The organism is Roseateles sp. FW305-36 (assembly GCF_058787015.1).
The window spans coordinates 65,149-82,969 of sequence record NZ_JBYSZK010000015.1; the positions used below are offsets into that span (position 1 = coordinate 65,149).

General features: G+C 69.6%; 18 protein-coding genes. 10 read left to right on the forward strand and 8 right to left on the reverse strand.

Annotated features, from left to right (window positions below; all coding sequences use genetic code 11):
* The first annotated feature begins 16 nt into the window (after positions 1–16).
* Complete coding sequence (locus AC3WOE_RS23655; RefSeq protein WP_492693844.1) at positions 17–547, forward strand: GNAT family N-acetyltransferase; 531 nt, start codon at positions 17–19, stop codon at positions 545–547.
* A gap of 73 nt (positions 548–620) precedes the next feature.
* Positions 621–2,312: an acetate--CoA ligase gene (locus AC3WOE_RS23660; protein WP_492693845.1), complete on the forward strand. Its 1,692-nt coding sequence runs from the start codon at positions 621–623 to the stop codon at positions 2,310–2,312.
* On the opposite strand, the gene AC3WOE_RS23665 is transcribed toward AC3WOE_RS23660, so the two are convergent.
* The 3 genes from AC3WOE_RS23665 to AC3WOE_RS23675 are packed head-to-tail and all read right to left on the reverse strand — an operon-like array spanning position 2,292 to position 6,202.
* Complete coding sequence (locus AC3WOE_RS23665; RefSeq protein ID WP_492693846.1) at positions 2,292–2,924, reverse strand: LysE family translocator; 633 nt, start codon at positions 2,922–2,924, stop codon at positions 2,292–2,294. The genes AC3WOE_RS23660 and AC3WOE_RS23665 overlap by 21 nt on opposite strands.
* A 49-nt stretch (positions 2,925–2,973) precedes the next feature.
* Positions 2,974–3,450: a hypothetical protein gene (locus tag AC3WOE_RS23670; protein ID WP_492693847.1), complete on the reverse strand. Its 477-nt coding sequence runs from the start codon at positions 3,448–3,450 to the stop codon at positions 2,974–2,976.
* 25 nt (positions 3,451–3,475) lie between these two features.
* On the reverse strand, positions 3,476–6,202 hold the full coding sequence (locus AC3WOE_RS23675; RefSeq protein WP_492693848.1) for a TonB-dependent receptor domain-containing protein: 2,727 nt from the start codon (positions 6,200–6,202) through the stop codon (positions 3,476–3,478).
* A gap of 146 nt (positions 6,203–6,348) precedes the next feature.
* Between AC3WOE_RS23675 and AC3WOE_RS23680 the strand changes: the two genes are divergently transcribed.
* Complete coding sequence (locus AC3WOE_RS23680; protein ID WP_492693849.1) at positions 6,349–7,329, forward strand: helix-turn-helix domain-containing protein; 981 nt, start codon at positions 6,349–6,351, stop codon at positions 7,327–7,329.
* Here the strand turns inward: AC3WOE_RS23680 and AC3WOE_RS23685 are convergent.
* The 4 genes from AC3WOE_RS23685 to AC3WOE_RS23700 all read right to left on the reverse strand — a co-directional run bounded on the left by AC3WOE_RS23685 (position 7,314) and on the right by AC3WOE_RS23700 (position 9,635).
* Positions 7,314–7,967: a hypothetical protein gene (locus AC3WOE_RS23685; protein ID WP_492693850.1), complete on the reverse strand. Its 654-nt coding sequence runs from the start codon at positions 7,965–7,967 to the stop codon at positions 7,314–7,316. The two genes, AC3WOE_RS23680 and AC3WOE_RS23685, sit on opposite strands and share 16 nt — an antisense overlap.
* Before the next feature lie 5 nt (positions 7,968–7,972).
* Positions 7,973–8,692 carry a hypothetical protein gene (locus AC3WOE_RS23690; RefSeq protein WP_492693851.1) on the reverse strand — a complete coding sequence of 240 codons (720 nt, stop codon included), beginning with the start codon at positions 8,690–8,692 and terminating at the stop codon, positions 7,973–7,975.
* A 3-nt stretch (positions 8,693–8,695) separates the two neighbouring features.
* A complete protein-coding gene (locus tag AC3WOE_RS23695) occupies positions 8,696–8,929 on the reverse strand; it encodes a helix-turn-helix domain-containing protein (RefSeq protein WP_492693852.1) in 234 nt (77 codons plus the stop codon).
* Positions 8,930–9,086: 157 nt separating this feature from the next.
* Entirely contained in the window at positions 9,087–9,635 is a 549-nt protein-coding gene (locus tag AC3WOE_RS23700; RefSeq protein ID WP_492693853.1) for a DUF2975 domain-containing protein, read from the reverse strand.
* 203 nt (positions 9,636–9,838) lie between these two features.
* On the opposite strand from AC3WOE_RS23700, the gene AC3WOE_RS23705 reads away from it, so the two are divergent.
* The 7 genes from AC3WOE_RS23705 (at position 9,839) to AC3WOE_RS23735 (ending at position 15,803) form a co-directional block, all read left to right on the forward strand.
* Positions 9,839–10,594, forward strand: a complete 756-nt coding sequence (locus AC3WOE_RS23705; RefSeq protein ID WP_492693854.1) for a substrate-binding periplasmic protein — start codon at positions 9,839–9,841, stop codon at positions 10,592–10,594.
* Positions 10,582–12,306, forward strand: coding sequence for an ABC transporter substrate-binding protein (locus tag AC3WOE_RS23710; protein ID WP_492693855.1), 1,725 nt, complete (start codon positions 10,582–10,584; stop codon positions 12,304–12,306). The genes AC3WOE_RS23705 and AC3WOE_RS23710 overlap by 13 nt, the downstream gene beginning before the upstream one ends.
* A gap of 37 nt (positions 12,307–12,343) precedes the next feature.
* Positions 12,344–12,832 carry a Cys-tRNA(Pro) deacylase gene (gene ybaK, locus AC3WOE_RS23715; protein ID WP_492693856.1) on the forward strand — a complete coding sequence of 163 codons (489 nt, stop codon included), beginning with the start codon at positions 12,344–12,346 and terminating at the stop codon, positions 12,830–12,832.
* Between the two features lie 207 nt (positions 12,833–13,039).
* Positions 13,040–14,047 carry a PEP-CTERM sorting domain-containing protein gene (locus AC3WOE_RS23720; RefSeq protein ID WP_492693857.1) on the forward strand — a complete coding sequence of 336 codons (1,008 nt, stop codon included), beginning with the start codon at positions 13,040–13,042 and terminating at the stop codon, positions 14,045–14,047.
* A 145-nt stretch (positions 14,048–14,192) separates the two neighbouring features.
* Complete coding sequence (locus AC3WOE_RS23725; protein WP_492693858.1) at positions 14,193–14,723, forward strand: hypothetical protein; 531 nt, start codon at positions 14,193–14,195, stop codon at positions 14,721–14,723.
* A 55-nt stretch (positions 14,724–14,778) separates the two neighbouring features.
* Positions 14,779–15,447 carry a glycerol-3-phosphate 1-O-acyltransferase PlsY gene (plsY, locus tag AC3WOE_RS23730; RefSeq protein ID WP_492693859.1) on the forward strand — a complete coding sequence of 223 codons (669 nt, stop codon included), beginning with the start codon at positions 14,779–14,781 and terminating at the stop codon, positions 15,445–15,447.
* A complete protein-coding gene (locus tag AC3WOE_RS23735; RefSeq protein WP_492693860.1) occupies positions 15,444–15,803 on the forward strand; it encodes a RidA family protein in 360 nt (119 codons plus the stop codon). Before plsY ends, AC3WOE_RS23735 begins: the two co-directional genes overlap by 4 nt.
* On the opposite strand, the gene AC3WOE_RS23740 is transcribed toward AC3WOE_RS23735, so the two are convergent.
* Positions 15,787–17,799: a DEAD/DEAH box helicase gene (locus AC3WOE_RS23740; RefSeq protein WP_492693861.1), complete on the reverse strand. Its 2,013-nt coding sequence runs from the start codon at positions 17,797–17,799 to the stop codon at positions 15,787–15,789. The genes AC3WOE_RS23735 and AC3WOE_RS23740 overlap by 17 nt on opposite strands.
* Positions 17,800–17,821: the final 22 nt, after the last annotated feature.

Consider the following 17,821-nt stretch of genomic DNA (forward strand, 5'->3'; position numbering starts at 1 on the left):
TGACAATGGGGTCATCATGCCCGCACCCCGCCACGACATCCGCGCCGCCGAGCCGCGCGACCTGAAAGCCATCGTCCAGCTGATCAGCGAACTGGCCGAGTTCGAGCACCTGACCCATCTGCTGGAGGTCACGCCCGACAAGCTCGAGCCGCATCTGTTCGGCGACGAGCCGGTGGCGGAGTGCATGGTGGGCGAGATCAACGGCGAGGTCGTCGGTTTCGCGCTGTACTACACCAACTTCTCGACCTTCCTGGCCAAGCCCGGCCTCTATCTGGAAGATCTTTACGTTCGCCCCGCCCACCGCCGCAGCGGCCTGGGCAAGGCCCTGCTGATCCAGCTGGCCCAGCTGGCCTGCGAGCGCGGCTATGGCCGCTTCGACTGGACGGTGCTGGACTGGAACGAGGACGCCATCCGCTTCTACGAGAAGCTGGGCGCCGAGGTCATGCCCGACTGGCGCATCTGCCGCCTGACCGGCGAGGCGCTGGAGCGCTATGCCGACGGCGACCGCCCGAGCATGTGGTCCCCCAGCGCCTGGTTGGGGCTGTGATCCGGACAATCCACTAGGCCGGCCCGGGTCGGGCTGGCTAGCATTCGCCCCCTTGTCCCAAACGGGGTGGCCCATGGCGGAAGACCGATACGAGCAGCTGCATGCCGGCTTCCGCTGGCAGGTGCCGCCGGACTTCAACATCGCCGAGGCCTGCTGTGGCCGCTGGGCGCGTGACACGCCCAATGCCACCGCCATCCATTTCGACAGCGAGAGCGGCTGCCGCGCCCATTACAGCTACGGCCAGCTGCAGCGCGCCGCCAACCGCCTCTCCAATGCCCTGCTGAACCAGGGCGTGCGCCGGGGCCATCGCGTGGCCATCGTGCTGCCGCAGCGTTTCGAGACCGCCGTCGCCCACATCGCCATCCAGCAGATCGGCGCGGTCGCCATGCCGCTGTCCATGCTGTTCGGTGCCGAGGCGCTGGAGTACCGGCTGCAGGACAGCGGCGCCGTGCTTGCCATCGCCGCCTGCGAAGCGCTGCCGGCCCTGCGCGAGGTCAAGGCCCGCTGCCCGGCCCTGCGCCGCATCTTCGTCGTCGGCCAATGCCCGGTGGACTGCGACGAGATGCCCTGGATGGAAGCCCTGCAGGCCGAGGAGGCCCGCTTCAAGCCGGTGGGCACCCAGGCCGAGGACCCGGCCATCCTGATCTATACCAGCGGCACGACTGGCAACCCCAAGGGCGCCCTGATCCCGCAGCGAGCGTTGATCGGCAACCTGACCGGCTTCGTCGCCAGCCAGAACTGGTTCGGCTTCGACCCCTTCGACGCCGGCAAGCCCAGCGACGCCGTCTTCTGGAGTCCCGCCGACTGGGCCTGGACCGGTGGCTTGATGGATGCGCTGCTGCCGACGCTCTACTTCGGCCGCCCCATCGTGGCCTGGCAGGGCCGTTTCTCCGCAGCCAAGGCCTTCGAGCTGATGGCGGCCTACGGGGTCACGCACGCCTTCCTCTTCCCGACGGCGCTCAAGGCCATGATGAAGGCCGAGCCGCGGCCCAGGCGCCATGCGCTGAAGCTGCGCGCGCTGATGAGCGCCGGCGAGGCGGTCGGCGACGCGGTGTTCAGCTGGTGCCGCGATGCCCTGGGCGTGCCGGTCAACGAGATGTTCGGCCAGACCGAGATGAATTATGTCGTCGGCAACTGCCAGGCCCTGTGGCCGGCCAAGCCCGGCAGCATGGGCCGGGCCTACCCGGGCCATCGTGTGGCTGTCATCGACGACGCGGGCAAGGAGTGCGCGCCGGGCGAGACGGGCGAGATCGCCGTGCATGCGCGCGACCGCCATGGCGTGCCCGACCCGGTCTTCTTCCTCGGCTACTGGAACAACGACGCCGCGACGAGATCCAAGTTCACGGGCGAGTGGTGCCGCACCGGCGACCTCGCCCGCAGCGACCGCGACGGCACCCTTTGGTACGAGGGCCGGGCGGACGATGTCTTCAAGGCCGCCGGCTATCGCATCGGCCCGGGCGAGATCGAGAACTGCCTGCTCAAGCACCCGGCGGTGGCCAACGCGGCCGTCGTGCCCAAGCCGGATGCCGAGCGCGGCGCGCTGGTGAAGGCCTATGTCGTGCTGGCCGAGGGCCATGCCGGCGACGCGGCTCTGGTCGAGGCCCTGCAGGCCCACGTGAAGGCGCGCCTCGCGCCCTACGAGTACCCGAAAGAGATCGAGTTCATCGATGCCCTGCCGATGACGACGACCGGCAAGGTGCAGCGCCGCGTGCTGCGCCTGCGCGAGCAGGAACGGGCGGCCGCCTCAGGCCGCGCGGTTGCGTAGCTTCAGCAGGCTCAGCCCCAGCACCACGAACAGCCCGCCCGTGATGCGGTTGAACAGGCGCATGCGCCGCGCATCGGACAAAAAGCGCCGCAGCGTGCGAAACAGGCCCACGTAGAAGGCGTGCGACACCAGCGCCAGCACCGTGAAGGTCAGCGTCAGCAGCACGGTCTGCAGCAGCAGCGAATGCCCCGGGGTGAGGAACTGCGGGAACAGCGCGGTGAAGAACAGGATGGCCTTGGGGTTGGTGACGGCCACGCCCAGGCCTTGCAGAAAGAGCCGGGCCGGCGTGGTGGGCTGGTCGGTGCGCGCGGTGGCGTCCAGGCGCATGGGGGCGCTGCGCCACTGCTTGATGCCCAGATAGATGAGATAGCCCGCGCCGATGAGCTTCACGACCAGGAAGGCCGATGCCGACACCGCCAGAAGCGCGCCCATGCCCGCCGTCGCGGCGCCCGACACGATGAGCAGGCCGGCCGCATTGCCCAGCGAACTGAACACCGTGTGCCGCGGCCCCACGGCCATGGCGTTGGAAATGGCCAGCAGCACGCCCGGGCCGGGCGAGAAGCAGGTCAGCAGGGCCACGCCGCAGAACAGCAGCCAGGTCGAGAAGGGCATGGGGACTTCCGGGGCAGGTCAATGACCCGGCGAGTCTAGGCGGCAGCGCTCAAGACCCCGCGCGGCGGTAGTGCAATCGCCAGAGCAGCTTCCAGGTCTTGCCGCCGTCGCTGCTGCCCTCCCAGTCCCAGGTGAAGCTGTCGGCCTGGATGTCGTAGAAGCGCATGCGCTGGCCCTTGAGCTCGGCGAACTCGGTCGCGAACACACGGGTCTCGCGGTCCAGCGCACCGGTGAACACGAAGAAGCCACCCTGGTTGTCGGCCCAGGACTGGCGCCACTCGCCGCTGCGCTTCTCGATGACCGACAGCGAGCGGCCGAGCAGGGCCGGCGGCGTGCTACCGGCCTCGCCTTCGAACTGCTCTTCGATGACCTGGTCGTCCAGGATCTTGCGGATCTGGTTGCGGCCCTGGCCCGGGCTGCCGTCGGGGTTGACCCAGCGCACCGTCCACTGGCCGACCCAGAAGTCGAACCAGTGCGCCTTGGCAGGGGCAGCGCTGGCGGTTTGCAGCAAGGCGGTTAGCAGCACGGCGATTGACCATTTGGCTGAGGGCTTACTGGAAGGCATAGCTGGCGTTGACGTAGATGAAGCGGCCTCGCGGGTCGGCGTACTGCGGGTCGTAGCCGGACTGGAACGAGGTCTGGCCGCCGGCATTGCTGAACGGCGGGTCGGTGTTGAACAAGTTGCGCACGCCGAGTGTCCACTTCATGCCGGGCAACCAGCCCGCGTAGCCGAACTGGGCGTCCCAGGTGCGGTAGGACGAGACCCGGCGCGGTGCGCCGCTGAGCGCGCCGGGCAGGTCGTCGTAGCTGCGCTGGTAGTTCAGCGCCAGCGTGGCCTCCATGGCGCCGTGGCTCCAGGTGGCCGCCTGGTAGGCCTTCAGCCGCGGGATGATGCCGCCGGCCGGCCCGACCTGGCTCACGCCGGTGCTGAAGCTGCCGTCGGGGTTCTCGCTGTCGAAGCGGTCGAAGTAGGTACCGTTGAAGGCCAGCGCGAGGCGGCCCGCACCGCCCAGCGTCAGGCGCCAGCGAGCGTCGAAGTCCGTGCCGCGCACCTCGGTGCGGCCGGTGTTGAGGTTGCTCTGGTCGATGTTGACGATGGGGCCGGGCAGCGTGGGGAAGGCAGGGTCCGTCGGGCCGCGCTGCACGTAGATGCCGAACTTGCCCAGGTCGCTGAGGATGAAGCTCGGCGCCAGGCCGTTGGATATGGTGTTGGACAGGCTGATGCGGAACAGGTCGGCGCTGAGCGACAGGTTCTTCGACGGTTCCAGCACCAGGCCGAGGTTGCTGTTGCGCGACTTCTCGGCCTTGAGCTTGTCGTTGCCGCCGTTGGTCGTCGCGAATTGCGTCTGGCAGTCCTTGATGCCGTCGTTGGTGGTCGGGCAGCGAAGCGGGTCGGTCTGGCCCTGCGTGGTCACACCGGTCGTGGGCGGCGTGTAGAGGTCGGCCAGGCTGGGCGCGCGGAAGCCCCGGCCCACCGCGGCTCGCACCAGCACCTCGTGCACGGGCTGCCAGCGCAGGCTGAGCTTTGGCGTGGTGGACGAGCCCACGCCGCCATAGCGGTCCAGCCGCACGGCGCCGTCCAGCTCCAGTCCCTTGATGACGGGCAGGTTGACCTCGCCGAAGACGGCGTCCACGCGGCGCGAGCGGTTAGTGGCGGCGATGTTGCCGCCGTAGCCGCCGATGTCGCCCTCGGCCAGTTCGCGGCTGGGGCGGAAGTCGTAGCGCTCGCTGCGCAGCTCGGCGCCGATGGCGATGGCCGCGGGGCCGCCCGGCAGATCGAAGACCTCGCGCGAGGCTCGGCCCGTCCAGCTCGACAGCACCGTGCGCACGCTGAAGGCGTCGCCGACGAAGTTGTCGGCGCGGATCTGGGCCACGATGTCCGGCGTGTTGTCGCCGAAGAAGTTGACCTGGCCGCTGTTGAGCAGCGGCAGCACCTTGGACAGGATGGGCCAGCCATCGTTGTTGTGCTCGCGCACACGGCTCTCGCTGCGCAGCAGCGCGGTGTCGATGTCCCAGCCAGCCCACTCGCCGCGCAGGCCGAAGGTGAGGCGCGGCGACGTGGCGATGTCGGTGATGTCGCGGTTGCCCGAAACGGCTGCGCGGTAGCGCACCAGCAGGTCGGGCGTGGCGCCGCCGGTCTGGGCCGTGACGAAGGCCGTCGGGTAGTAGGGGCTGTCGGGCTTGAGCACGATGGTGCTGGCGCTGATGCCGCCCGGCACGCGGTAGGGGTCGAGGTTGTAGAGCACGTTGTTGGCCGGCAGGTTGAACTGGTCGGACAGCGGCACGGGCTGGATCACCGTGCGGTTCTCGTTGCGGTTGATGCCGGCCTCGACGAAGCCCTCGAACTGCGCGCCGAGCTTGAAGCGCAGCGCGCCGAACAGGCTGACGCGCTTGACGTCGGGCAGCAGCGAGACCAGCGGCGCCGTGTCGAAGCGGCAGGATTTGGGCGAGCGCAGCGGGTCGATGAAGGAGTAGGGCGCCGCGCAGCCGCTGGCGGCCGTCGGGTTGACCGAGCCGAGGCTGCCGTCCACCGCGGCGATGTTGGCCGGGAAGGTGTTGCCCGAGGTTGTGTCATTGCCGGTGTCGACGTTGTAGGCATGGCCGGCGAAGGCGCGGTCGCGGCCGAACAGGCCGTCCTCCTTCTGCGCCGAGGCCAGCAGCATCAGGTTGTAGCCGTCGCTCGCCAGGTCGCCGCGGCCCCACAGCAGGCTCGCGCGCTTCGTGCCGGCGCCGCCCTGGGTGGCCAAGCCCAGGCTGGCCGCCAGCTCCGTGCCACGGTAGTCGGCGCGCAGGATGAAGTTCACGACGCCGGCGATCGCATCCGACCCGTAGATGCTGGACGCGCCGTCCTTCAGGATCTCGACCCGCTCGATCGCGGCCAGCGGGATGCTGTTGATGTCGACTGACACCGAGTCGTTGGTGAAGCCGATTCCGTAGGGCGACAGCCGCCGGCCGTTGACCAGCACCAGCGTGCGCAGCGACGACAGGCCGCGCAACGACACCGAGGAGATGCTGCCCGTCGTGGCGCCCGAGGCCGCCGACACCAGGTTGCCGCCCGAGCTGGCCATGGCCGTCACGGTCTGCATCAGCTGCTCCACATTGGCCACGCCGCTGCGGGCGATGTCCTCGCGCTTGAGGACCTGCACGGGCAGGGCGGTCTCGGCGTCGATGCGCTTGATGGACGAGCCGGTGATCTCCACGCGGTCCAGGCTTTCGGCGGCCTGGGCGTGGGAGGCGAGGAGGGCGGTGGCAAACGCCACGGGGAGAAGTCGAGTCATGGCCTGAGGGCTCCGGTTTGAACGTGAGCTCAGGCTATGGGCGGACCAGGCGGGCGGCGTTGCAGCGATTGCGGCGCAACGCCGGGGGCGGCCGCGCAAGATTTGCAACGCCGGCGCGGTGGCCCAGCGCCTAGACTGGGCGCCCCATGATCCTGCGCGAACTGCCCGACCTGGCGCCCCGGCCGCTGACGCCGGCCAACGCGGCCTTTCGGCAGTGGTTCGCCGAGCACTGGGGCTGCGAGAACGCCATCGTCATGGGCTGGTCGCGCGATGTCGAGTTCCCGCCGCACACGCAGACGCTGTCCATCAAGCGCGCCTGGGGTGGCGAGGGCGAGGACTATCTGCTGCCGACGCGCCGGCTGCGTGTCGATGCTGGCCATTGCCTGATCCTGAACCAGGGCGGCCACTACGGCGCGCGCATCCGCAGCCGCGAGCCGGTGCTCAGCTTCGGCGTGTTCTTTCGCCCCGGCATGGTGGCCGAGCTGGCCCATGCGGCGCGCCAGACCCTGCCCGAGGCACTGGCCGCGGAGGGCGAGTTGAGGGGATGGGGCCCAGGTTTTGCCGAACATCTGCGCCCCGCCGATGGCCGGCTCGGCGCGGCACTGACCGGTTTGCGCGACGCCGTTCTCGCCGGCCGGGGGGACTGCCTTGGCGATGCCGACGACGAAGCCTGGTTGGAGGAAGGTCTGCAGTCGCTGCTCTGGCGCATGATGGAGGCCGAACCCGGCTGGCGCGGCCGCAGCCAGGCCCTGACCGCTCTCAGCCGCGGCCAGCACGCCGAGCTGCTGTCACGCCTGGACAGTGCCATGGACCTGATGCTGAGCGATCCTGCCGCGCCGCTGGATCTGGACCACCTGGCCGGCGCCGCGCGCCTGTCCAAATACCACCTGGTGCGCTGCTTCCGGGCCCTGCACGGCTGCACGCCCATGGCCTGGTTGACGCGGCTGCGCACCCAGCGTGCGCTTGGCCTGCTGGGCGACGCGAGCCTGTCGCTGGAAGAGGTGGCTGCGCGCAGCGGCCTGGGCTCGCGCCAGACGCTGTTCCGCCAGTTGCGCCGTCACCGCGGCGCGGGTGGGCAGGCCTTGCGCGAGCGGCTCGGCGCAGCGTCAGCTCATTTGCACTTGTAGGGCTTGCCCACCATGCTGACCGCCCGCGGCGCGACGTTGCCGTTGAAGGCGTCGGTGTCGCCGATGCGCGAGCGGAAGATCTCGACGCAGGTGTTGCCGCGCCGCATGACGGTGCGGTGATCGCCCTGGGCGCCGACCGACTGCGAGCGGTTCTCGCTGGTGCTTTCCTCGACCCAGGCGCCGGCACCGCCGGTGGCGTCGGCGATGCGGTCTTCCAGCGTCGCGCGTGGCGTGTTGCTGCGCGGGTCGCTGAGGGCCGGGTTGCGCGCCGCGGCGCTGGAAGCGGCGTAGCCGGGTGGCAGGCTCAGGCGCAGCGCCGTGCGAGGGGGCTCGGTAGACGGCGTCGCCATGGGTGGGTGGATGGTCACCGGCGCGGCTGCGGTTTCCGGCACCGTCGGCGGCGCGATGGTGACGTTGGGTGGCGGCATGACGCGGGGTTCGGTCTCGCGTGGCGCTGCCAGCTTCGGCGCCGCCGGCGGTGGCGGCACCCGCTGCGGCGGCGCTGCGATGAGGCGCACAGTGGTCAGCCGCTGGTCGACGTGCTCGCCGAGGGAGGGCGGTTTGTGCATCCACAGCGCGGCGAGCAGCCCCAGGTGCAGGGCCGCAACGGCGATGCGCGCGATCCAGCGGTGGTCCATGGCCGTCAGAACTTGATGCTGAGGCGGGTGTCGGCCGGGGCCACCAGGCGCGCCGCGTCAGGCCAGTTCTCCTGGCCGCTCAACAGGGCGCAGGCGCGGCCCGGCTCCCCCTTGCTGGCCTCGTGGTCGCGTTCGCCGGCCGCGACCGGCAGCGGCAGGCCGAGCAACTGGCCGTTCTCGCGCCACTGCAACTGCCAGGCGGGCGTGGCGCTGCAGATGCGTACGGCCTCGATGCGCGGGAACAGCCAGCGCAGATACCAGGGCAGCAGCTCCTCGCGCAGCGTACGGGCGACGCGCATGACCTGGCGCACCTTGGCCAGGGTCAGCTGCTCGGGCGGCACGGTCAGCTCGATGGAGCCGCGCACCGCCATCTGGCCCTTGGCCGTGTTGGTGGCCAGGTCGGCCGTCTTGGCCTCGGCCTCGGGCAGCAGCGGCAGGTCGAAGCGGCCCTCGGCGTCGATCTTCAGCGGGTAGTCCGCATCGTCGCTGCGCACCGCCATGCGGATGTCGGGCAGCGCCATCTTGGTCTTCTCGGTGTCGACCTTGAAGTCCATGCGGAACAGGCCTTCGCCATGCTGCCTGAGCTTGGTCAGCAGGCTGTTGATCTGGCCATAGGGCAGCACGCCGCCGTCACGCTTGAGCTCCGTCTTCACGGCGGGCAGGACTTCGGTCTGGGCATGGGCGGTCGCGGCCGCGGTCAGCAGGCAGGCAAGCAGGAAGCGCATGGATCAGGGCGTCGTTTCGTCGGGAGGTTCGGGGCCGGGCTCCCAGGCGAGCAGGTCGCCGGGCTGGCACTGCAGGACTTCGCAGATGCGCGACAAGGTGTCGAAGCGCACGCCCCGCACCTTGCCGCTCTTGAGCAGGGACAGGTTCGCTTCGGTGATGCCCACGCGCTCGGCCAGCTCGCGCGACCGCATCTTGCGGCGTGCGAGCATGACGTCGAGGGTGACGATCACCGGCATGCGAACCGCTCCTTCACGCATGGCCGTGAGGGTGTTGCGGGCCGAGCGCCGGGCTGCTCCCTAGCCGGCCCGCGTAGGGCGATGTGCTTGCGGCTCATTGCCGCAAGCATCGCCGCCCCCTCGGGGGGCCGGCCAAGGTAGTCCTTGGACGAGGGGCTCATACAAATTCGGCGTTCTCGTCGGCCACGCGCGCGGCCTCGTGCAGCACCTGGGCGAGGGCCAGCAGCAGCAGGCCGAAGAGCAGGGCGAGGTAGTGGTCGCCCGACAGTCCGAACCAGAGCTGGCGCTCGCCGACCGGGTTGCCCCAGGTCAGCGCGAGGATGGCCAGGGTGTGGCTCAAGGGCTGGGCAGCGGCCAGGCAGCACAGGCCGAAACCCAGCCGACGCAGATGCTGGGCCGGCCGGCGCGCCAGCAGCTCGCCCTCGGCAAAGCAGCCGAACAGCGACCACATCTGCCACAGGGCAAACAGGCTGGCCAGGGTGGGCAGCATCGATGCCGCCAGCCCCCACAGCCGGGCGCCCAGGTCGAGCTGCACCTTGGGGAGGCTCCAGGTGCGCGCTGCCACCTCGGCCACCCAGACCGCGTCGGCCCAGAAGATGAAGGGCAGGGTGCCGATGACCACCACGCCGAGCAGGCAGAGCAGCCGCACGACCCAGGCCAGGCGGCGGATGCGTCGCAGGCCGTCGGCGGAGAAGGAGTCGGGCATGGGCGGTCTTTTTGAAACAGGAAAACTTACTGTAAAACAATAAATTGTTGCCGCCAAGCGATGAGAAACGAGAGCGAGCGGGTCATGCGTCGCCATGGCATCCGGGCAAGACCTGACGCACTCGGGTGGTGTGGCCACCTGTTCCCCGGCCGTATGCTGCGGCGTCACTCCACCTTGTCGACATGCTCCAGCGCCGAGCCTTGATGCTTGCCTCCCTGGCAGCGCCCCACGCAGTGGGAGCCGCCCGGCCTGTGCTGCGTCTGGCCGCGGAGAACTTTCCGCCGTTCAGCCATGTGGAGAACGGGCAGCCCAAGGGCCTGGACTGGGAGGTGGTCAGGCCCGTGCTCGACGGGCTGGGATTCGGCGCCGAACTGCTGGTCATGCCGTGGAAGCGCGCCCTGCGGGACGTGGCCCAGGGCGAGCTCGATGCGGTGATTGGCGGCACGCGCGGCGACCTGAACGAGCGCGAGGAACTGCTGGCCTTTCCGGACGAGCCGCTGAGTGCCTCCTACAGCCGGCTGTATTTCCGTCGCGGCCAGCCCTTCGTCTTCGACGGCCTGTTCACGCTCAAGGGCAAGAGCGTGGCCGTGGTGGCCGGCTACAGCCTGCCGCCGGACTTCAATGCGGCGCCGTATTTCCATCGCCAGGCGGTGAACACGCATGAGCAATGCCTGCGCATGCTGCTGGCCGGCCGCGTCGACCTGGCCCTGGTGCATGCCGGCGTGGCCGAGCACCTGATCCGTCGCGAGAACTGGCGCGCCCAACTGGGCGCCGACCCGACGCCCATCGCGCCGGGTCAGCTCTATGTGTGCTTCTCGCGCCGCCAGGGCCACGAAGCGCTGGCGCGGCGCTTCGGCGAGGCCTTGCGCAAGTACAAGCAAGGCCCGGCCTACGCCGCGCTGCTGGAGAGTTATGGCATCCCCGCGGAAACGTTGAGGGGTGTGCAATGGCCGGGTTGACGCGCCGGGCGCTGCTGCCGGCCTTGGTGCCGTCGGTGCTGCCAGCGCTGGCGGCGCCGGCGCGTTCGGGTGGCGACGCGCTGGAGCATTGGCTGGAGATGTTCCAGCCGTCGACCCTGTCGCGCAGCGCCCAGCGGGCCGAACTGGCCTGGTTCATCCAGGCCGCCCAGCCCTTCCGCGGCCAGCGCATCAAGGTGGTCTCGGAAATCCTCGACACCCATGCCTGGGAATCCAAGGTCCTGGCGACGGCCTTCAGCGAACTGACCGGCATCCAGGTCCAGCACGAGCTGATCCCGGAAGGCGACCTGGTGAGGCGCATCCACGACCAGATGCTGACCGGTCGGCAGCATTACGACGCCTATGTCAACGACAGCGACCTGATCGGCACGCACTGGCGCTACGGCGCCACCGTCGTGCTCAGCGACTGGATGAAGGGCGAAGGCCGCGCCCAGACCCTGCCCACGCTGGACCTGAAGGACTTCATCGGCCTGGCTTTCACGACGGCGCCGAGCGGCGACCTCTACCAGCTGCCCGACCAGCAGTTCGCCAACCTCTACTGGTTCCGTCACGACTGGTTCAGCCGCCCCGACCTGCAGCAGCGCTTCGCCCGTCGCTATGGCTATGCCCTGGGCGTGCCGCTGAACTGGTCGGCCTACGAGGACATCGCCGAGTTCTTCACCGACGACGTGAAGCAGCTCGACGGCCACCGGGTCTGGGGCCATATGGACTACGGCAAGCGCGACCCCTCGCTGGGCTGGCGCTTCACCGACGCCTGGCTGTCCATGGCCGGCCAGGGCAGCCCCGGCTATCCCAACGGCTTGCCGGTGGACGAGTGGGGCATCCGCATGGAGGGCTGCCGTCCGGTCGGCGCCAGCGTGACGCGAGGCGGCGGCGCCAACAGCCCGGCTGCCGTCTATGCGCTGGACCGCTACCTCAACTGGATGCGCCGCTTCGCGCCGCCGGGCTCGGTGGAGCTGGATTTCAACCAGGCCGGCCCGGTGCCCGGCCAGGGCAGCATCGCGCAGCAGATCTTCTGGTACACGGCCTTCACGGCCTCCATGCTCAAGAGTGGCCTGTCGGTGAACCATGCCGATGGCCGGCCCAAGTGGCGCGTCGCCCCCTCGCCCCACGGCGCCTACTGGCGCGAAGGCATGCAGCGCGGCTACCAGGACGTCGGCTCCTGGACGCTGCTGCGCCACACGCCGCTGGAGCGCCGCCGCATGGCCTGGCTCTATGCGCAGTTCTGCGTCAGCAAGACGGTGTCGCTGAAGAAGACGCTGGAGGGCCTGACCTTCATCCGCGAGAGCGACATCCGCTCCCGGGCCCTGACCGAGCTGGCGCCGCGGCTGGGCGGCCTGGTGGAGTTCTACCGCAGCCCGTCGCGCATCTACTGGACGCCGACCGGCCCCAACGTGCCCGACTATCCCGCCCTGGCCGAGCTGTGGTGGCAGCACATCGGCCAGGCCACCGAGGGCAAGCTCTCGCCCCAGCAGGCCATGGACGCCCTCGCCGCCGCCATGGACCGGACCCTCGGCCAGCTGGAGCGCAGCCAGGTCAGCCCCTGCGCGCCTCAACTGGCGGCCGAGCGCCCGGACTGGGCCGCGCTGGCCGGCGCCGCCCAGCCGCGGCTCACCAACGAGAAGCCCCCCGGCCTGACCATTCCCTATGAGCGGCTGCTGCGCGTCTGGCAGCTCGGTTCCGACCCCAAGTGAGGCGGGCCGGCAGGGCGCGGCCGCGACAATGCCGCCCATGAGCAAGAAGAGCAGCCACGTCAGCGAGACCCCGGCCACCCAGGCCCTGAAGCGCGCCGGCATCGTGTTCACGGAACACGTCTACGACTACGTCGAGCATGGCGGCACGTCCGAGTCGTCCAAGCAACTGGGCGTGGACGAGCATGCCGTCGTGAAGACCCTGGTCATGCAGGACGAGAAGGCCGAGCCGCTGATCGTGCTGATGCATGGCGACCGCACGGTCAGCCTGAAGGAGCTGGCGCGGCAGATCCCCTGCAAGAAGGTCGAGCCCTGCAAGCCCGAGGTGGCCCAGCGCCACAGCGGCTACCAGGTGGGCGGAACCTCGCCCTTCGGCGTGCGCAAGGCCATGCCGGTGTTCGTCGAGGCGTCCATCCTCGAGCTGGACAAGATCTGCATCAACGGCGGCCGGCGCGGCTACCTGGTCGGCATTGCCCCCCGGGTCCTGACCGAGTTGCTGGGAGCCAAGCCCGTGAGCTGCGCGAACTGAGCCTGCCTCGCCGGCGCGGCCGATGGGCGCTTGTCTGGCATCGCGGAAGAAGGCTTCCAGCAAGCTTTCCCTGTCGGTAAACGTTACAGGCTGCCGGGTCAAATGACCCCCCTAGTTCGAAGAAATTCAGGGCTATCAATCACTTGTGATGCATGGCCCGAAATATGCGGAGGCGTTGGTGTGATCACTTCAACCAAGGGAAACACCATGAGACTGCTCACCCGTATCGCGGCGATCTGGGGCGTCGCCGCCGCCGCCCTGACGCTCGCCGGCCCTGCCCAGGCAGGCCTGACCCTGACCGCCCAGGGAACCAGCAACGGCTTCACGCTGACGACCTTCGCGGACTTCAGCAACATCACCGGCGGCGGCTGCTGCAGCGGCCCGTTCGGTATCGCGGTGACCGGCAACGGCAACGTGCTGGTGTCCGTCAGCGGCACGCGCTACGTCTTCAACAATACCGATGGCCAGACGACGAGCTCGAACATCGGCACGGCGAGCAGCAACTCGAGCACCGCGGCCTATGCCCGTGCCGGTGGCCTGGCCTATGGCGCCCACAACAGCCAGTTCGTCCAGTTCAAGGACGACGGCAGCGTCGATCATGTGCTGAGCGGCGTGTCGACCAATCCCTATCTGGGCATGTGGGGCGCTCCCAATGGCCACATCATCGCGACCAGCTTCGCGGGCCTGATCGACATCGATCCGCTGGCCGCCGGCGGCACCGGCAGCTTCCGCGTCATCAACGGCGTCTTCGGTGACGGCGTGACCGTCTCGCCGGACGGCTTGACCGCCTATGTCGAGGTGTCGGGTGGCATCCAGGGTTACAACATCGCCACCGGTGCACCGGCAGGCGCCTTCATCTCCGTACCCGGCTCCAGTGCCGACGGCACCGGCGTCATCATCGGCGGCGCGCTGAACGGCGACCTGATCATCAACAACAACAACGGTGATGTCGACCTGTGGGACTTCGCCTCCAGCACGATGATCAAGCTGGCGACGGGCTCGTCCCCCGGCGGCGCTGACCGTGGCGACTATGTGGCCGTCGACACCAAGGGCTGCCTGTTCCTGGACGAAGGCAACCATGTCGACCGCCTGTGCCTTGCCGGCGCCAGCATTGGTGACCCCAACGGCAACAACGTGCCCGAGCCGGCCTCTGCGCTGCTGGTCGGCGCTGCCTTGCTGGGCCTCGGTGGCGTGGTCCGTCGCCGCCGCGTCTGAGCACGACCTCTGATTGGCAGAGGCCCCGCGATGCGGGGCCTTTTTGTTTGCGGGCGAGCGGTCCGATGCTTCAGGTCGAGAGCCTGGCCCTACGTTGAGCGCGACGTAGCAAAGCTATGCTCGCCATCCCATGGAGGGATGGGTGATGCGCCTGCTGTTTCCTGAGCTGGTGAAAGATGTGCGCGGTGTCTATCAGCCGTTGCCGCCAACGTGGGTGAATGCGCTGCTGCTTGTCGGCGGTGTGGTGGCCGGCATGTTGATCACGCTCAGCCGAGGCGGTCCGTGGATGAGTTTCGGCGTCTTGAGTGGCCTGGCTGCCGGCTTCGGCGTGAGGTCCTTGCTCGAGACGCGTCGCCATGGGCCGTATGGTCGGCCGCTGGTGCATCTGGCCGATGGAATGGTCACGATCCGTCAGGGTGGCAAGGGAGCCAGAGACTTCGTGATGCCAGTGGCGCAGGTTGCACATCTCGTCATCTACGGCCCTTCCGGCCATCGGACCTACCGCTTCCTTCGGCACGACGGTAGTTGGTGCGAGGCTCGGCCGCAATGGAAACCCAAGGCGGAGGCGCTGGTGATCGGATTCCTTTTGGAAAATCTGAGCGGGCGCGTTGTCGTCGAGGAACCGCAGACTGGCTTCGCGATAGGCCGAGGCGACGGGCCGTATTTCGGCAGTTGACGCCACTGGTTTTGCCGGGCTTCGGTCGCCGAGACCTGGCCGACAATCGCGCCCCATGCAAACCGTTCTCCCTCTCCTCGCCGCCTTTGCCGGCTACCTGATCGGCTCGCTGTCCTTCGCCGTCATCGTCAGCCGCGCCATGGGCCTGTCCGACCCGCGCTCCTATGGCTCGGGCAATCCCGGGGCCACCAATGTGCTGCGCTCGGGCAACAAGGCCGCGGCCATCCTGACCCTGGTCTTCGATGCCCTCAAGGGCTATCTGCCCGTGCTGGCCGTTGCCATCTGGGGCCCGCGCTATGGGCTGGGCGAGGGCACCGCGGCCCTGGTGGGCCTGGGCGCCTTCCTCGGCCATCTGTGGCCGGTGTTCTTCCGCTTCCAGGGCGGCAAGGGCGTGGCCACGGCGGCCGGCGTGATCTTCGGTCTCAACCCGTTGCTGGGGGTGGCGACGCTGGCGACCTGGCTCATCATTGCCTGGTTCAGCCGCTATTCGTCACTGGCCGCCATCGTGTCGGCCGCCTTTGCGCCGATGTATCAGTTGCTCATTTGGGAAGCCGGACCGACCGCGCTGGCCCTGATCATCATGGGCTTGCTGCTGGTGTGGCGCCATTCGGCCAACATCAAGAAGCTGCTGGCCGGTACCGAGAGCAAGCTCGGCCAGAAGGCCGGCGCTGCAGCGGCAGCCGCCAAATCCACCTCCTCGAAAACCGCCCGGAAGAAATCATGACCGCCTCCACCCCCGTTGAACGCTTCGACATCGGCGCCCGCCTGTCCGAGATGGCCGTCTACAACGGCGTCGCCTATCTGGCCGGCCAGGTGCCCGAGGACGCCAGCGCCGACATCACCGGCCAGACGGCCCAGGTGCTGGCCGCCATCGACAAGTTGCTGGCACGCGCCGGCACCGACAAGAGCCGCATCCTGCGCGCCCAGATCTACCTGGCCGACCGCGCCGACTTCCCCGGCATGAACGCCGCCTGGGACGCCTGGGTGGCCGCCGGCCACACCCCGCCGCGCGCCACCGTCATCGCCGGCCTGGCGCGGCCGGAGTGGAAGGTCGAGATCGTCGTCACGGCGGCGGTGTAAGCGCCCGGTTTCGCCAGAACTCGACGTCGAAAACCTGCTGCGCGCCGGTGCCGGCGTTGATCAGCCAGAACTGAAGACCGTCGGCGCTGACGCGCGTCACTTCGCCGACATGCCGTCCCGCCGTCACACGGCGGCCGACGGCATTGGCCGGGAAGCCCGGCTCGCGCGCCAGATCGATCAGCGGCTCGGCGGCACGCTCGTCTTCTGCCAGCCGCAGCTTCTGCACCAGCGGCGCGAGAAAAGCGCCCGCCGCGTCGGCGCCTGAAACGAACAGCACCAGCTTGGCCTGGGCGCGGCTCAGCGCGACGTTGAGCAGCCGCTGCGCCTCCTCGCCCTGCAGGAAGGGCTGGGCCCCATCGGCCGGGTCGAAGAGCACGACGGGCGCCTCGCTGCCCTGGGCACGGTGCACCGTGCTGACCCGCAGTGATTCGGGCAGGCCCCGCGCACGCAGGCACTCGCGGATCAGCGCCCGCTGGGCCCGGAAGGGCGTCAGCACGATCAGCTCTTCAGCCTGCCAGTGGCCATCGCCCAGGGCACCGGCGATCAGCTCGGTGATCGCCTCGGCCGACTCGCGTCGCACCGGGCCGCGGTGAGCGGCCGACCAGCCACCGTCGCGCCGGATGCGCCGCAGATGCACATGGTCGTCGGCGGCGATACCGCGCAAGGCGCGCTGTCGCGCAGCCTTCCAATCGGCCGACGTGTCGGCCGCCACACGCAGCGCACCGTCGTAGAACAGCTCGCTGACGAGATCGCCGATGGGCGCAGCCATGCGCGATTGCTCATCCAGCAGCGCGATCGAAGCCCCGGCGCGCGGCATCTCGGCGAAGGCCGAGCGACCCAGCCAGCGGCGGGCCCCACGGGCTTCGCTGCGCTGCACCGGCGACAGCTGTTGCGGATCGCCCGCGAACAGCCGTGCGCGCCCCAGCGGCATCAGGGCCAGTGCATGGGCCAGGCTGACCTGGCTGGCCTCGTCGAACACGATGAGGTCGAAGGGCGGCTCGCCGTCGGGCTTCAGCTCGCGCAGCGACTTCAGCGTGAAAGCCGCCCGCGTCGTCGTCATGGCGGCGAGGCGGCAGCGCCTGAGCACCTTCAGCGAGGCCGCCCGCAGTTCGTCGCGCAGTGCCGCGACGCGGTCGGCCCAGGCCTTCAGCGCGACGGCGTCACGCGCCGACGGCCGCGCGCTTTCGGCCCGTGCCAGGCGCGCGATCAGGCCGGCGTCGTCCGTCGGGATCAGGTGCTCGCGCCCGGCATAGGCGTCCGCATCGAAGCGCGTGCCCAGGCGCTGCACCAGCGGGCGGCAGTGCTCGCGCCGGCCCTTCTGCAAGGCCTTGTCGACCGCCAGGGTGGCGAGGTCGACGGCATGGTTGGTCGTGGACAGCAGCAGCACCCGTGCCGCCGGCCGGCTGTCCAGGTACTCGGCCAGCAACACGCCGAGGGTGGTCGTCTTGCCGGTGCCGGGCGGGCCCCACAGGAAGGCGCTGCTGTGGTTCACCAGGGCCAGGGCCTCGCGCTGGGCCGTGCGCAGCCAGCGAAAAGGTGAGCCGGTCAACGCAGGCCCGTCCTGGACGGTTTGCGGCCGGCCCAGGTCGGGCAGGCAGGCCAAGGCCTGCTCGGCCCAGGGCGTGTCCCACCACGCCTCGGCGACGGCCTTCAGGAAGCGGGTCGGATACAGGCGGATCAGCGCCCCGGCTGGGGGCGGCGGGCCGCTGGCGTTCTGCAGCACCAGCTGGTCGTCCTCGGCCACGACCGCCAGCACGCTGGCGCCGCCCTTGACCGGCGCACCCCACCAGGCGCTGGCGCCGTCCAGGCTGTCGTCCAGCAGGGCCTGGGCCGACGCGGCGCCCGGGCGCTGGCCCTCGGCGAACACATAGCCCAGCTCCAGCGTGACCCGCCAAAGAGCGCCTTCGCGCTCGCTCCTCAGCACCTTGAAGTCGTAATACTCGGGCGTGGCCGACAGCTCGGCATCCAGCGCCGCGCGCACGTCGGCAAGGCTCATCGAAGGGGGAAGGTCGGATTCG

What these genes read in the sequence shown, in the direction of transcription:
- AC3WOE_RS23735 (WP_492693860.1), top strand. Translation starts at nt 15,444, where the DNA reads ATGACCGCCTCCACCCCCGTTGAACGCTTCGACATCGGCGCCCGCCTG.
- AC3WOE_RS23705 (WP_492693854.1), top strand. Translation starts at nt 9,839, where the DNA reads ATGCTTGCCTCCCTGGCAGCGCCCCACGCAGTGGGAGCCGCCCGGCCT.
- AC3WOE_RS23740 (WP_492693861.1), bottom strand. Translation starts at nt 17,799, where the DNA reads ATGAGCCTTGCCGACGTGCGCGCGGCGCTGGATGCCGAGCTGTCGGCC.
- AC3WOE_RS23720 (WP_492693857.1), top strand. Translation starts at nt 13,040, where the DNA reads ATGAGACTGCTCACCCGTATCGCGGCGATCTGGGGCGTCGCCGCCGCC.
- AC3WOE_RS23700 (WP_492693853.1), bottom strand. Translation starts at nt 9,635, where the DNA reads ATGCCCGACTCCTTCTCCGCCGACGGCCTGCGACGCATCCGCCGCCTG.
- AC3WOE_RS23675 (WP_492693848.1), bottom strand. Translation starts at nt 6,202, where the DNA reads ATGACTCGACTTCTCCCCGTGGCGTTTGCCACCGCCCTCCTCGCCTCC.
- AC3WOE_RS23665 (WP_492693846.1), bottom strand. Translation starts at nt 2,924, where the DNA reads ATGCCCTTCTCGACCTGGCTGCTGTTCTGCGGCGTGGCCCTGCTGACC.
- AC3WOE_RS23710 (WP_492693855.1), top strand. Translation starts at nt 10,582, where the DNA reads ATGGCCGGGTTGACGCGCCGGGCGCTGCTGCCGGCCTTGGTGCCGTCG.
- ybaK (WP_492693856.1), top strand. Translation starts at nt 12,344, where the DNA reads ATGAGCAAGAAGAGCAGCCACGTCAGCGAGACCCCGGCCACCCAGGCC.
- AC3WOE_RS23680 (WP_492693849.1), top strand. Translation starts at nt 6,349, where the DNA reads ATGATCCTGCGCGAACTGCCCGACCTGGCGCCCCGGCCGCTGACGCCG.
- AC3WOE_RS23695 (WP_492693852.1), bottom strand. Translation starts at nt 8,929, where the DNA reads ATGCCGGTGATCGTCACCCTCGACGTCATGCTCGCACGCCGCAAGATG.
- AC3WOE_RS23660 (WP_492693845.1), top strand. Translation starts at nt 621, where the DNA reads ATGGCGGAAGACCGATACGAGCAGCTGCATGCCGGCTTCCGCTGGCAG.
- AC3WOE_RS23655 (WP_492693844.1), top strand. Translation starts at nt 17, where the DNA reads ATGCCCGCACCCCGCCACGACATCCGCGCCGCCGAGCCGCGCGACCTG.
- AC3WOE_RS23725 (WP_492693858.1), top strand. Translation starts at nt 14,193, where the DNA reads ATGCGCCTGCTGTTTCCTGAGCTGGTGAAAGATGTGCGCGGTGTCTAT.
- AC3WOE_RS23685 (WP_492693850.1), bottom strand. Translation starts at nt 7,967, where the DNA reads ATGGACCACCGCTGGATCGCGCGCATCGCCGTTGCGGCCCTGCACCTG.
- AC3WOE_RS23690 (WP_492693851.1), bottom strand. Translation starts at nt 8,692, where the DNA reads ATGCGCTTCCTGCTTGCCTGCCTGCTGACCGCGGCCGCGACCGCCCAT.
- plsY (WP_492693859.1), top strand. Translation starts at nt 14,779, where the DNA reads ATGCAAACCGTTCTCCCTCTCCTCGCCGCCTTTGCCGGCTACCTGATC.